This window comes from Bradyrhizobium prioriisuperbiae, assembly GCF_032397745.1.
GTDB lineage: Bacteria > Pseudomonadota > Alphaproteobacteria > Rhizobiales > Xanthobacteraceae > Bradyrhizobium_A > Bradyrhizobium_A prioriisuperbiae.
In genome coordinates this window covers 2,108,828-2,120,912 of sequence record NZ_CP135921.1, presented here as the reverse complement: position 1 = coordinate 2,120,912, position 12,085 = coordinate 2,108,828, and the positions used below count along the sequence as shown (strand labels likewise).

Here is a 12,085-nt window from a genome sequence, read left to right as displayed (position 1 = left end):
CGCCGCATGCCTGAATTACCCGAAGTCGAAACCGTCCGCCGTGGATTGCAGCCTGTCATGGAAGGAGATCGGATAACGCGGGTCGAAGCCCGGCGCGGCGATCTCCGATTCCCGTTCCAGAAGGATTTTGTCGCGCGGCTGGAGGGCCAGACCATTGTCGGGCTGGGACGGCGCGCAAAGTACCTGATGGCCGATCTGTCCTCCGGCGACGTGCTCTTGATGCATCTGGGCATGTCCGGCTCGTTCCGGATCGTGCAGCATGCCTCGGCGAAGGCGCCCGGTGTTTTTCATCGCCCGCGCAGCGAGGATCGCGCGCACGATCATGTGATCTTCCACATGGCATCGGGCGCGATCGTCTCGTTCAACGATCCGCGCCGCTTTGGTTACATGAAGATTATCCGCCACAGCGAGATGGAGGAGGAGCCGTTCCTGCGCGGGCTCGGCCCCGAGCCGCTGAGCAATTCGTTCGACGCAGCGCTGCTCGCCGCCGGTTGTGTCGGCAAGAAGACCAGCCTGAAGGCGGCGCTGCTCGATCAGCGCGTGGTGGCGGGGCTCGGCAACATCTATGTCTGCGAAGCGCTGTTCCGTTCGCATCTGTCGCCGAAACGACAGGCCTCGACGCTGGCGCTGCGCAACGGCGCGCCATCCGATCACGCCAAGCGGCTGGTGGATGCCATTCACACCGTGCTCAACCAGGCCATCGAGGCCGGCGGCTCGTCCTTGCGCGATCATCGCCAGACCTCGGGTGAACTCGGCTATTTCCAGCATTCGTTTCGCGTCTACGATCGCGAAGACGAGAAATGCCAGACCAGGGGATGCAAGGGCACCGTCAAGCGTTTCACGCAGAACGGCCGCTCCACGTTCTGGTGCCCGGTGTGCCAGAAGTAGAGCCAATCTTGCCGCGTTATTCTCGACCTGACTCCTCATCCTGAGGAGCAGGCGAAGCCTGCGTCTCGAAGGACGAGGCCCGGGCATGGTGAGTAAATGGCGAGCCATCGGCCTCATGGTTCGAGACGGCGCAAGAGCGCCTCCTCACCATGAGGTGAAACGACGGAATCCGCCCCGAAGATTCTATTTCCTGATGCAGATCACACGGACGACCGACGCCTTGGCGTCGGACAGTCCCGCTGCCACGGTCACCTTCGCCGCAGTCAGAAACGTTCGCACGATCTCCGCGGGCACCAGCGCGGCCTGGGCTGGCACGGGCGTGGGTCCGGCCACCACCGCCGATTTCAGCAGCGCGAGGCCGGCGAATTTGCCATCGGCGTCAGTGACCGCCGCGCCGGAGAAACCGACGCCGGGCGCGGGCGCGAGCTTCACGTCGCCGCCGTTCGAGGTGAGATGCGCTGCCATGCTGCTGATGGTGCCGCCGCCGCCTTGATTTTGCGGATCGGCGATGCCGGTCACGGTCACCTCCGATTTCCAGGCGCCGCCGAAGCCGACCGGCTTCCAGTCCGTGCTGCCATAGACGCGCAGCAGCGCCAGTTCGCGGGCCTGATCGTCGCGAAGACGATCGGCGTTGCCGCGGCCGGGGATCACGATGGTCTCGCAACCATCGACGGCATTGCGGTCGGTGACGATGCCGCCATCCTTGCTGACCACGATGCCGGTGGCGTATTCGACCTTCTTGCGCGGCGGGGGCGCCACGGTCAGCGCGATCTCGCTGCCGCTGAACGGCGCGAACGCGCTCGACATCGCGATCACCACCGGCGCCATGCTGCCTTCGGTGGCCTGATCGTACAGGATGGTGATGCCGCGCACTTCGCTGCCCTTGATCTGGCCGCGGACATAAAATTTCTTCAGCCCCTGCAGGCCGGACAGCACGAAGAAGTCCGGCTTCACCACGCTGTAGTCGATCCGGCGACCGGCGGGCTCCTTCTTTTCGCTGTCCGCCATCGCCGCAATGGTCAGGTTGGTGTCCTTGTTGCGCCAGGTCTCGATCTGGATCTGGCCCTGCGCCGATGACCATTTGGTGCCGGCGGCGGTGGCGCTTTGCACCGGAGCGAGTTTGGTCGGCAATCCCAGCCTGATGCCGTTGACCGGATCGAGGCCGATTTTCCAGCCGGCAGCATCCTGCAGCGCCTTGGCGGCGGCGGCCAGCGCAGCCCGCTCCTGCGGATTGAGCACGCCGGTGGTCTTGCCGCTGTTGTCCTTCTGGAAGGTCTTGATCGCGGTGATCAGGCGTTCGCTGGCTTCGCCATTGATCGCGCCGTTGTAGGCGCCGACCCAGGCGAGGTCCGACTGGATCGCCTGCCGTTCCTGCGCCGCCATGGCGTTGGCCGTGTCGACGGGGGTCTGTGTCGTGGGGCGGGCCGGCACGCTGGTTCCGTCCGGCCGGACCGTGGTGGTTTTCACCGGCTTGGGGGCGGTCGAGGCAGCCGGCGCCGGGGCTGCTGGCTTCGCCGCGCTCGGAGCGCCCGCGGTGGGCGTTTGCGCAAGGGCCGCGACGCTGGTGAGCGTGACGATCAGAGCTGCAGCGGTCATCGTACGCATGAGGCGCCCTTCATGGCTTGTTTGGGCTGGCAGGGAGGCTGGAAGTACCATATCTGCTTGGTCGGCAACAGGTAACCGCTGGTTCAGCGGATGATGGAAGGAAAACACTGAGGTGTTGAGCGCGGACGAACTCGAGCGTTATGCGCGCCATATCGTGCTGCGCGAGGTCGGCGGTCCGGGACAGGCGGCTTTGCAGAAGGCGCGGGTGCTGGTGATCGGCGCGGGCGGGCTCGGTGCGCCGGCGCTGATGTATCTGGCGGCGGCCGGTGTCGGCACCCTCGGCGTGGTCGATGACGACACCGTGTCGCTGTCCAACCTGCAGCGGCAGATCATCCATTTCACCCCCGATGTCGGCCGGCCGAAGGTGGACAGCGCCGCGGACAAGATCCGCGCGCTCAATCCCCATGTGACCTTCACCGCCCACGCCAAACGCATGACGGCGGCCAACGTGCAGGAGCTGATCGGCGGTTACGACATCATCGCCGATGGCTCGGACAATTTCGCCACCCGCTATCTCGTCTCGGATGCCTGTTATCTGGCGAAGAAGCCATTAATCAGCGCGGCGCTCGGGGTGTTCGATGCGTCGCTGACCACCATTCGCGCGCATGAGACCAATGCAGACGGGCAATTGAATCCGACCTATCGCTGCCTGTTTCCTGATCCGCCACCGCCGGGCACGGTGCCGACCTGCGAGGAGGCCGGCATCCTCGGCGCGCTGGCCGGCATGGTCGGTTCGATGACCGCGCTGGAAGTGCTTCGCGAGATCGTCGGCTTTGGCGAGGGCCTGGTCGGGCGTCTGGTGATGATCGACGCGCGCGCCATGCGCTTCGAGACACTGCGTTATCAGCGCGATCCGTCGAATCCGCTCAATGGCGATCATCCGACCATCAGGGATTTGAGCGGACATCGCTGAGAGAAGTCCGCCGTCGCGTCTGTCTTGACTTCCCGTCGCGGCGGATCGCTAATGGACGGGGGTGATCTTCTGTCGCCGGGTGAAAACATCATGGATGTCGACAAAGCCATTGCGCAGATTTCAGCAGCAGGCATCGAGCTGACGGACCGCCGCCGCAACGACAGCGACGACGGATGGGTGCTTCAATTCTCGAATGGGGCCACGCTCAATGTGCACGACAGCGGCGCCGCGACGGCGCAGGGCCGTGGCGTCGATGCGATCGCCGAGATCGTCGATCTCCCCGCGGGATCCCGCGGCACCTGAAGACCGCTACGGCGGTGGCGCATACCCGTCGGTGAGCGTGCCGAGGAAAACGACGATGTCATCGATCTCCGTTGCATTCAGCGCCGGAGCCTGACCGGGGCGGCGGTCGAAGGGCGGCTCGGTGTTGACATTCACCTTGGCGTTATCAGGTAAGTCGTCATAGAGATTGATGCTGCCGTCCGCCCGGCGCGAGAACCAGCGGCCCGGATTGATGTCACGATCGACATAGAATTCCACGGCCTGCCGCAGCGAGCCGAACACGCCGTTATGGAAGAACACCTTGCGCAGCGCCACATTGCGCAATGTCGGTGTGCGAAAGCGGCCGCAATACTCCATGCGGTCGGTAAAATCGGTGCGCAACGGACCACACAGGCCGAGGTCGAAGAAGCTTGGATCGCGGTTGGCGGGGATCGCCGGATTGCGCGGCACGCCGAGTGCGATCAGGCCGAAATCGGTGAACTGCGGCGGTGTTCCGTCCTTGCCGCGCCGGCTGATGTGGCAGGAATCGCAATTGCCTTTGGCCTCATCGTTGAACAAGGCGAGCCCGCGCTCTTCCTGAGGCGTCAGCGTCGCTTTGCCGGCGAGGAATGCATCGTATTTGCTGCTATAAGGATAGAATGTGCGGTGGTCCTGCTGGAACACTTCCAGCGCTTTGGTGGCCGTCGCGAACAGCGTGTCGGAATCGGGCACATCCGGCCGGCCGAGCGCCTCGGCGATCGGCGCGCCATATCCGGCGGCCAGCAACCGGCGTGCGACCTCCGCCGCATCGGCATTGCCCATCTCGAGCGGCGAGAGCAAAGGAAGCTTCGCCTGGTCGCGGCCGCGGTCGACCCGCCCGTCCCACGTCAAGCCGCCGGTCGGACCGTTGTCCACGCTTTCGTCGGCGTCGTCTTCGGAGTCAAAGAAGTGCTCCGTGAAAGGCGGCACCACCTGGAGATAGGTGAGTGTAGGGACGGCGCGCAATCCCGCCTGACGCAGGTCGCTGCCGCCGCGCTGGACCGCCATGTCGTTCGCGGGGCTGAAACCATGTTGTGGGTCGTGACACGATGCGCAGGACATCTTGCCCGAGCTGGACAGTGCGGGATCGAAGAACATCGCGCGCCCGAGTTCGCTCAGCTTCTCGACCCGGCGCCGCACATCCGCGCGTGATAGCCCGCCGCCCTGGGAAACGCCTGGTGTGTCGCGCTGCGTCGGTTCCGATGTTGCGCGGCCCGCGTGAATATAAGTCAGTGCGGTGACAGCGATCAGGATCGCGTACAGTCCTGCCCTTGCATGCCGGGGCCGTTCCATGATTTCTTTTCGTCCGTCGTTTGGTCAGGCGATCGCCGCACGAGAGAAGTGACTTCGCCGAGGAAAAGAGCACAACACGAGAGCGGGACCAGCGCAACGCGCACCGGGGAGGGATTGCACCGTGGGAAAGATCGGAAAGCGACCGGAGATGGTCGCTGCGGCTGCGGCGCTGGCTTTCGCCGCCGGGCTTGCGGGATCGGCTCGCGCCGCCGGCGTCAATGACGCTCCCGCGCAGAATCTGAAACTGATCGAAACGGTTGTCGTGATCTATGCGGAAAACCGCAGCTTCGATAATCTGTTTGGACGCTTTCCCGGCGCCAACGGTTTTCAGAATGCGTCGCCCACCGCGCTGATCCAGCGCGACAGGGATGGGACGCCGCTGGCGGAATTGCCGCCGGTCTGGGAAGGGTTGACGTCCAAGGGCGTGACGCCACCGGTGACCGAGGCGCAGACCGAGCATCTGCCCAACCGGCCCTATTTCGTCGACGATCCGCAGGGCTTCAATCTGCCGCTCGGCACCATGAACCGCGATCTCTGGCATCGTTATTACCAGAACATCATGCAGATCAATGGCGGCCGGAACGACATGTTCGTCGCCTATGCCGACTCCGGCGCCATGGTGATGGGCATGTGGGACGGCGCGCGCACCGCGATGTGGAAGGTGGCCGAGACCTACACCCTCGCCGACAACTTCTTCATGGGCGGCTTCGGCGGCTCGTTCTTCAATCATCAATGGCTGGTGTGCGCCTGTGCGCCGGTCTATCCGGATGCCGACAAGAACCCGGCCAAGCCCTCCATTGCCGTGGTCGATCCGGATGGCGTGACGCTCACGCTTGCGGCCAACTCACCCAAGTCGGCGATGGACGGGATTCCGAAGTTCGTCGGCGACGGCAACCTCACGCCGGATTTCTATGCCGTCAACACCATGCAGCCGCCTTACCAGCCGAGTGGCAATCCGCCGGCCGAGAAGGGCGACCCGGCCCTCGCAGACCCCAAGAAGTCCACCACGCTGCCGCCGCAGACCGAGCCGACCATCGGCGACCTTCTAAGCCTGAAGCGCGTGAGCTGGGCCTGGTACAGCGGAGCCTGGCAGGATGTGCTCGACCACGGCAACAAGACGCCGGCCCCCAATTTTCAATTCCATCACTCGCCGCTGAACTACTATGTCAACTTCGCGCCGGGCACCGCAGCTCGCGCCGAGCACCTGCGCGACGGCGGCCTCGGCGGTGTGGAATTCATCAAGGCGATCGATGCGGGCACGCTGCCGCAAGTGGCCTTCTACAAGCCTCAGGGCAATCTCAACGAGCATTCCGGTTATGCCGACATCGAGGCCGGCGACCGTCACATCGCCGACCTCATTGCGCATCTCGAGAAAAGTCCGCAATGGCCGCACATGCTGGTGGTGGTGACCTACGACGAGAACGGCGGCATCTGGGATCATGTGGCACCACCGAAAGGTGATCGCTGGGGGCCGGGCAGCCGCATTCCAGCGATCATTGTTTCGCCCTTCGCGCGTCGCGGCTTTGTCGATCACACGCCGATGGACACCACCTCGATCCTGCGTTTCATCACCCGCCGGTTCGAGTTGCCCACCTTGCGCGGCATCACGGTGCGGGATCAGGCGACCGCGTCCTTCAATCAGCCGCCGCTGGGGGATCTGACCAGCGCCCTCGAGCTGTCGTCCCGGCCGTAAACGGCCGGCGACGACTTGAGGTGCTTCGCGCTGAACGCTCTCAGCCGCGCGCGCCCTTCTCGCTGTCCAGGTGCACCAGCTGCGCCTCGGCATAACGCCCGCCGGCAGCAGCACCAAGACTCGCGAGTGCGGCGAGGTCGTCCGCCGACAACGTGACATCGAGTGCGCCGAGCGCTTCGTTCAGGCGGTCGCGCCGCCGCGCGCCGATCACCGGGATGATGTCGTTGCCCTGCGCCAGCACCCAGGCGATCGCGAGCTGCGCCACCGAGACACCACGTTTGCCGGCGATCGCGCGCAGCCGCTCCACCAGCGCCAAATTGTGATCGAGATTGTCGCCCTGGAAACGCGGGTTCAGGTCGCGCCAGTCGTTCTCGCGACCGCCGTCCTTCGACCAGTGGCCGCTGATCAGGCCGCGCGACAGCACGCCATAGGCGGTCACCGCGATGCCGAGCTCGCGGCAGGTCGGCAGGATGTCGGCCTCGATGCCGCGGGAGATCAGCGAATACTCGATCTGGAGATCGACGATCGGATGCACCTTGTGGGCCCTGCGAATGGTGTCGGCGCCGACTTCCGACAGGCCGATGTGCCTGACATAGCCGGCCTTGACCATGTCGGCGATGGCGCCGACGGTCTCTTCGATCGGCACCGCCGGATCGAGCCGGGCCGGGCGGTAGACGTCGATATGATCGACGCCGAGCCGTTGCAGCGAATAGGCGAGGAAGGTCTTCATCGCGGCGGGCCGGGAGTCGAAGCCGATCCAGCCGGCGGCGGGGTCGCGCAGCGCGCCGAATTTGACACTGATCAGAGCGTTGTCGTGCTTGTGCCCCTTCAGCGCCTCGCTGATCAGAAGCTCATTGTGGCCCATGCCATAGAAATCACCGGTGTCGAGCAAGGTGATGCCGGTGTCCAGCGCCGCATGGATGGTGGCGATGCTCTCAGAGCGGTCCGAGGGGCCGTACAAGCCGGACATGCCCATGCAGCCGAGGCCGATGAGCGAAACGTTGGGGCCGGCGGCTCCGAGCTTGTGCTGTTTCATGGTGCTTTCTCCGGTCAGGGAGCGTGCTGGGTGGCGTCCGGCAGCAGGCTCGGGGATCTGAAGCGGCGCGACGCGTCGCCTGCGCCCGCTGATATGGCGCAGTCCCATTGCGGGGATAAGCTGGACAATCATGAATAGCTTGTTCAAAATAGTGAACAATGAGGGACTTCGACCTCCGCGATCTGGAAACCTTCGTGGCCGTGGCGCGGACTCGCAATTTCCGCCGCGCTGCGCTCGAGCTGAACGTCTCGGCCTCCAGCCTCAGCCAGCGGCTGCGAACCATGGAGGAGCGGCTGGGCCTTCGCCTGCTGAACCGCACCACGCGGAGTGTGGCGCTGACGCAGGCCGGTGAACTGCTGCTCGGCCGGGTCGGTCCGATCATGCAGGATGTCGGCGATGCGCTGGAGCAGTTGAGGGGGCTGCGCGACGTGCCGTCCGGCCGGTTGCGGATCAACGGGCCGCCGCCGGCCGTCGATCTGGTGCTCGCGCCCATGGTCGCGCCGTTCCTTGCGCGCCATCCGCAGGTCGAGCTGGAGATTATCGCCGAGACCGCGATGATCGATATCGTGGAAGAGGGGTTCGACGCCGGCATCCGCTATGGCGAACATCTCGCGCAGGACATGATCGCGGTGCCGCTCGGGCCGCCGCAGCGTTATGCGGTGGTGGCCTCGCCCGCGGTCGTCGCAGCGTGCGGTCAGCCAAAACATCCCAGGGATCTGCTGCCGCATCCCCGGATCCTGACCCGCTTTCCAACCGGCGCGCTGCCCGACTGGGAGTTCGAGAAGGCCGGCCGGGTGATCAGGCTGACGCCCACGGGCAAATTGATTGCGTTGAGCCCGGGATTGCAATTGCGGGCGGCGCTCGATGGTGTCGGATTTCTCTCGACCTTCGAGGGTTATGTGCACGAGGCGGTCGCGACCGGTGCGCTGGTCAGCGTGCTGGAGGATTGGTGCGAACCGTTTCCGGGGCCGTTCCTGTATTACCCGAGCCGGCGGCAGCCGCCGTCCGCGCTGAGGGCATTCATCGCGTTCGTGCAGGAATGGCGCAAGGACTCGCGCAGGAGCGCGCGTTCGCCGGCGGTGTGATTCCTTGCGGAACGCTTGTTACAGCATGCTCGGCAGCACGCGGTCCGGCGGCTTGTGGCCGTCGAGGAAGGTGCGGATGTTGATGATCACCTTTTCACCCATCTCGACGCGGCCCTCGATGGTGGCCGAGCCCATGTGCGGCAGCAACACCACCTTGCCGGCGCGCGCCAGCCGCACCAGTTTCGGGCTGACCGCGGGCTCGTGCTCGAACACGTCGAGACCGGCGCCGGCGATGTCGCCGGTTTCGATCAGCTTGGTCATGGTGTCTTCGTCGATCACCTCACCGCGCGCGGTGTTGACGATGTAGGCGTCCTTGCGCACGAGCTTCAGCCGGCGCGCCGAGAGCAGGTGGAAAGTCGCCGGGGTATGCGGACAGTTCACCGAGATGATGTCCATCCGCGCCAGCATCTGGTCCAGGCTCTCCCAGTAGGTGGCGCCGAGCTCTTCCTCGATCTGCGGCGCGACCGGGCGGCGGTTGTGATAGTGGATCTGCAGTCCGAAGGCGTGGGCGCGGCGCGCCACCGCCTGGCCGATCCGCCCCATGCCGATGATGCCGAGCCGCTTGCCGCCGATGCGGTGGCCGAGCATCCAGGTCGGCGACCAGCCTGCCCAGTCCTTGCCCTCGGTGAGAATGGTGGCGCCCTCGGTGAGGCGGCGCGGCACCGCGAGGATCAGCGCCATGGTCATGTCGGCGGTGTCTTCGGTCAAAACTTTCGGCGTGTTGGTCACGGTGATGCCGAGGCTATGGGCCGCTGTGACGTCGATATTGTCGACGCCATTGCCGAAGTTCGCGACCATCCTCAATTTGCGCTCGGGCTGGTTGAGAACCGCCTCGTCGATGTCGTCGGATACGGTGGGCACCAGGATGTCGGCGGTGCGGACCGCGTCGGCGAGCTGCTCCTGGGTCATCGGCTGGTCGTCGAGATTGAGCCGCGCGTCAAACAGCTCGCGCATGCGCGTTTCGATGCTGTCCGGCAGTTTTCGCGTGACGACAACAAGAGGTTTTTTCCGGACGGTCATCGTGTGTGTTCCACGGCCATAGACAACTAAAGACAAGCGACGACTTCCACCTAAGCGTAGCTGACGCCCTGCGTTTCCCAAAGCTTCTGCCGGGACATTGAGGTCTCGTTAACCGGGCTGTCCGAAACTGCCGCTCCGCGCCGGTCGCAAGCTCTCGCTGGCTCTTGTGATGGGTCTTACGCTCGGTCCTCTCTATCAGAAGGCCGGGCCAAGACAAGAACCCAGCCAGGAACCGGAAAACGGGCTCGTTACGGCGGAATTTTCGGGGTGTCAGGCTGTCCGCACGGGGATGCGCCGGCCGTTCGAGGTCAGGACGATCTCGGCAGGGGATCAAGGCAATGGGGTTCAAGCGTTATTTGGTTGGGGCGGTGTTCGCGGGGCTGTGCTGCGGGGCGCAGGGCGCTTTTGCGGCGAAGGATGCCGCCGGCGCGGTCAGCGGATTGCCGGTGCCGCGTTACGTCAGTCTGAAATCCGACCACGTCAATGTGCGCGGCGGTCCCACCAAGGACAATGACGTCAGCTGGGTCTACACCCGCTCCGGATTGCCGGTAGAGGTCACCGCGGAATTCGAGAACTGGCGCCGGGTGCGCGATTCCGAGGGTGCGGAAGGCTGGGTCTACCATTCGCTGCTGTCGGGCAAGCGCACCGCGGTGGTGACGCTGAAGTCGAAGGAAGATCTTGCGCCGCTGTACGATCGCGCCGATCCGACCAGCGCCGTCGCCGCCCGGCTGCAATCCGGTGTGGTCACGTCGGTGAAGCGCTGCGCCGCAGGCTGGTGCCGTGTCACCGGCACGGGATTCGATGGCTGGATCGAGCAGCAGCGGCTGTGGGGTGTCTACGCCGACGAAAAGATCGATTAACGCGTTGGACTGGACAACAAAAAAGGCCGCGCTGGGCGCGGCCTTTTGCATTCTGGAACGGGTCTTCTTCCGAAAGAAACCTTGGCGTCAGCGGATCTTGCGCAGCCGGACCACCATGTCGATGCGGGCGATTTCGTAACCTTCCGGCACGTCCGGCATCTTCTGCAGCATCAGATGCGGATCCGGAATGTCGACCAGCTCGTGATTGCCCTCGACGTAGAAGTGGTGATGCGCCGTCACGTTGGTGTCGAAATATGTCTTGGTTCCGTCGACGCTGACCTGACGCAGCAGGCCGGCTTCGGTCAGCTGGTTCAGCGTGTTGTAGACGGTGGCGAGGGACACCGGCACCTTGGCCTGGGTGGCTTCCTCGTACAGCATTTCCGCGGTCAGGTGGCGATCACCCTTGCCGAACAGCAGCCAGCCTAGCGCCATGCGCTGGCGGGTCGGGCGCAATCCCACGGATTGCAGCATCTCGTTGACGTCATGCCAAGGGCAGCCGGTCAGTGCAGGCGCACGGACCGATCCAAGGATCTCGGCATCGGTCGGTTCGTCGTGGGTGTGGGTTAAGTCACTCATTTTACAACGGGAAATCGCCCGCCCTATGCAAGGAATTCGGATTTCAGCCATTATAGGATAAGCATGCAGTTACATGCAAGTTTTTCGCAACTGCAGACTTGCCGTGGCGGGCGCATAAGGCGGCTTTGCCCGCCACAAGGCCTATGTTAGAGAGCGGCCGAACGCGTTCCTATAGCTAATTCAGAGGGGTAAGTACGGCATGCACGACCGGCGCAGCAGTTATGACTACGAGGACCTGCTGGCGTGCGGTCGTGGTGAGATCTTCGGCCCGGGCAATGCGCAGCTGCCGTTGCCGCCGATGCTGATGTTCGACCGCATCACCGAGATTTCGGAGACCGGCGGCGAATTCGGCAAGGGCCTGATCCGCGCCGAACTCGAAGTGAAACCCGACCTCTGGTTCTTCGGCTGCCACTTCAAGGGCGATCCGGTGATGCCGGGCTGTCTCGGCCTGGACGCGCTGTGGCAGATGGTCGGCTTCTACCTGGGCTGGCTCGGCGGCGCCGGACGCGGGCGTGCGCTGGGCATCGGCGAGCTGAAGTTTTCCGGCCAGGTTCTGCCTCATGTCACGAAGGTTGTGTACAATATCGACATGAAACGCGTGATGCGTTCGAAGCTTGTGCTCGGGATAGGCGACGGTTGGCTTTCAGCCGACGACGAGATTATCTATCGCGCCAAGGATCTGAAGGTGGGCCTGTTCCAGCAGGACGCCACGCTGCCAGGGGCATGACACAAGATTGTCCGGTGACGGGACGTGTCGAACGCGTTGATCCGTCGCACAGTCAGCAGAACGCATTTCCATTCGAGAGTGAGGGTACA

The 12,085-nt window shown here is 64.4% G+C and carries 12 protein-coding genes; 7 read left to right on the top strand and 5 right to left on the bottom strand.

Annotation, left to right across the window (positions count from 1 at the left end; genetic code table 11):
• The first annotated feature begins 6 nt into the window (after positions 1 to 6).
• The gene (mutM, locus tag RS897_RS09895; protein ID WP_315836388.1) at positions 7 to 888 is read left to right on the top strand and encodes a bifunctional DNA-formamidopyrimidine glycosylase/DNA-(apurinic or apyrimidinic site) lyase; all 882 of its coding nucleotides are present in this window, start codon (positions 7 to 9) and stop codon (positions 886 to 888) included.
• Positions 889 to 1,071: 183 nt separating this feature from the next.
• On the opposite strand, the gene RS897_RS09890 is transcribed toward mutM, so the two are convergent.
• Positions 1,072 to 2,493 (bottom strand): serine protease, encoded by a 1,422-nt coding sequence (locus RS897_RS09890; RefSeq protein WP_315836387.1) that lies wholly within the window; start codon positions 2,491 to 2,493, stop codon positions 1,072 to 1,074.
• Positions 2,494 to 2,605: 112 nt separating this feature from the next.
• On the opposite strand from RS897_RS09890, the gene RS897_RS09885 reads away from it, so the two are divergent.
• Positions 2,606 to 3,406 (top strand): HesA/MoeB/ThiF family protein, encoded by an 801-nt coding sequence (locus RS897_RS09885; RefSeq protein WP_315836386.1) that lies wholly within the window; start codon positions 2,606 to 2,608, stop codon positions 3,404 to 3,406.
• 90 nt (positions 3,407 to 3,496) lie between these two features.
• On the top strand, positions 3,497 to 3,709 hold the full coding sequence (locus RS897_RS09880; protein ID WP_315836385.1) for a hypothetical protein: 213 nt from the start codon (positions 3,497 to 3,499) through the stop codon (positions 3,707 to 3,709).
• 6 nt (positions 3,710 to 3,715) lie between these two features.
• Here the strand turns inward: RS897_RS09880 and RS897_RS09875 are convergent, their stop codons facing one another.
• Positions 3,716 to 4,999, bottom strand: coding sequence for a cytochrome-c peroxidase (locus RS897_RS09875; RefSeq protein ID WP_315836384.1), 1,284 nt, complete (start codon positions 4,997 to 4,999; stop codon positions 3,716 to 3,718).
• A gap of 148 nt (positions 5,000 to 5,147) precedes the next feature.
• Between RS897_RS09875 and RS897_RS09870 the strand changes: the two genes are divergently transcribed.
• Entirely contained in the window at positions 5,148 to 6,692 is a 1,545-nt protein-coding gene (locus RS897_RS09870) for an acid phosphatase (protein ID WP_315838575.1), read from the top strand.
• Positions 6,693 to 6,732: 40 nt separating this feature from the next.
• Here RS897_RS09870 and RS897_RS09865 read toward each other — a convergent pair whose 3' ends face one another.
• Positions 6,733 to 7,728 (bottom strand): aldo/keto reductase, encoded by a 996-nt coding sequence (locus RS897_RS09865; RefSeq protein WP_315836383.1) that lies wholly within the window; start codon positions 7,726 to 7,728, stop codon positions 6,733 to 6,735.
• A gap of 158 nt (positions 7,729 to 7,886) precedes the next feature.
• Between RS897_RS09865 and RS897_RS09860 the strand changes: the two genes are divergently transcribed.
• A complete protein-coding gene (locus RS897_RS09860) occupies positions 7,887 to 8,813 on the top strand; it encodes a LysR family transcriptional regulator (protein ID WP_315836382.1) in 927 nt (308 codons plus the stop codon).
• An 18-nt stretch (positions 8,814 to 8,831) separates the two neighbouring features.
• Here the strand turns inward: RS897_RS09860 and RS897_RS09855 are convergent, their stop codons facing one another.
• A complete protein-coding gene (locus tag RS897_RS09855; RefSeq protein WP_315836381.1) occupies positions 8,832 to 9,833 on the bottom strand; it encodes a 2-hydroxyacid dehydrogenase in 1,002 nt (333 codons plus the stop codon).
• Positions 9,834 to 10,171: 338 nt separating this feature from the next.
• On the opposite strand from RS897_RS09855, the gene RS897_RS09850 reads away from it, so the two are divergent.
• A complete protein-coding gene (locus tag RS897_RS09850; RefSeq protein ID WP_315836380.1) occupies positions 10,172 to 10,693 on the top strand; it encodes an SH3 domain-containing protein in 522 nt (173 codons plus the stop codon).
• 87 nt (positions 10,694 to 10,780) lie between these two features.
• On the opposite strand, the gene irrA is transcribed toward RS897_RS09850, so the two are convergent.
• Positions 10,781 to 11,269 (bottom strand): iron response transcriptional regulator IrrA, encoded by a 489-nt coding sequence (irrA, locus tag RS897_RS09845; protein WP_315836379.1) that lies wholly within the window; start codon positions 11,267 to 11,269, stop codon positions 10,781 to 10,783.
• 199 nt (positions 11,270 to 11,468) lie between these two features.
• Here irrA and fabA point away from each other — a divergent pair, with 199 nt between their 5' ends.
• Positions 11,469 to 11,996, top strand: a complete 528-nt coding sequence (gene fabA, locus RS897_RS09840) for a 3-hydroxyacyl-[acyl-carrier-protein] dehydratase FabA (RefSeq protein WP_315836378.1) — start codon at positions 11,469 to 11,471, stop codon at positions 11,994 to 11,996.
• The last annotated feature ends 89 nt before the right edge of the window (positions 11,997 to 12,085 follow it).

Excerpts from the sequence above, each read along its gene's own strand:
- mutM (WP_315836388.1), top strand. The coding sequence starts at position 7 with ATGCCTGAATTACCCGAAGTCGAAACCGTCCGCCGTGGATTGCAGCCT.
- RS897_RS09890 (WP_315836387.1), bottom strand. The coding sequence starts at position 2,493 with ATGCGTACGATGACCGCTGCAGCTCTGATCGTCACGCTCACCAGCGTC.
- RS897_RS09880 (WP_315836385.1), top strand. The coding sequence starts at position 3,497 with ATGGATGTCGACAAAGCCATTGCGCAGATTTCAGCAGCAGGCATCGAG.
- RS897_RS09875 (WP_315836384.1), bottom strand. The coding sequence starts at position 4,999 with ATGGAACGGCCCCGGCATGCAAGGGCAGGACTGTACGCGATCCTGATC.
- RS897_RS09870 (WP_315838575.1), top strand. The coding sequence starts at position 5,148 with ATGGTCGCTGCGGCTGCGGCGCTGGCTTTCGCCGCCGGGCTTGCGGGA.
- RS897_RS09865 (WP_315836383.1), bottom strand. The coding sequence starts at position 7,728 with ATGAAACAGCACAAGCTCGGAGCCGCCGGCCCCAACGTTTCGCTCATC.
- RS897_RS09860 (WP_315836382.1), top strand. The coding sequence starts at position 7,887 with ATGAGGGACTTCGACCTCCGCGATCTGGAAACCTTCGTGGCCGTGGCG.
- RS897_RS09855 (WP_315836381.1), bottom strand. The coding sequence starts at position 9,833 with ATGACCGTCCGGAAAAAACCTCTTGTTGTCGTCACGCGAAAACTGCCG.
- RS897_RS09850 (WP_315836380.1), top strand. The coding sequence starts at position 10,172 with ATGGGGTTCAAGCGTTATTTGGTTGGGGCGGTGTTCGCGGGGCTGTGC.
- irrA (WP_315836379.1), bottom strand. The coding sequence starts at position 11,269 with ATGAGTGACTTAACCCACACCCACGACGAACCGACCGATGCCGAGATC.
- fabA (WP_315836378.1), top strand. The coding sequence starts at position 11,469 with ATGCACGACCGGCGCAGCAGTTATGACTACGAGGACCTGCTGGCGTGC.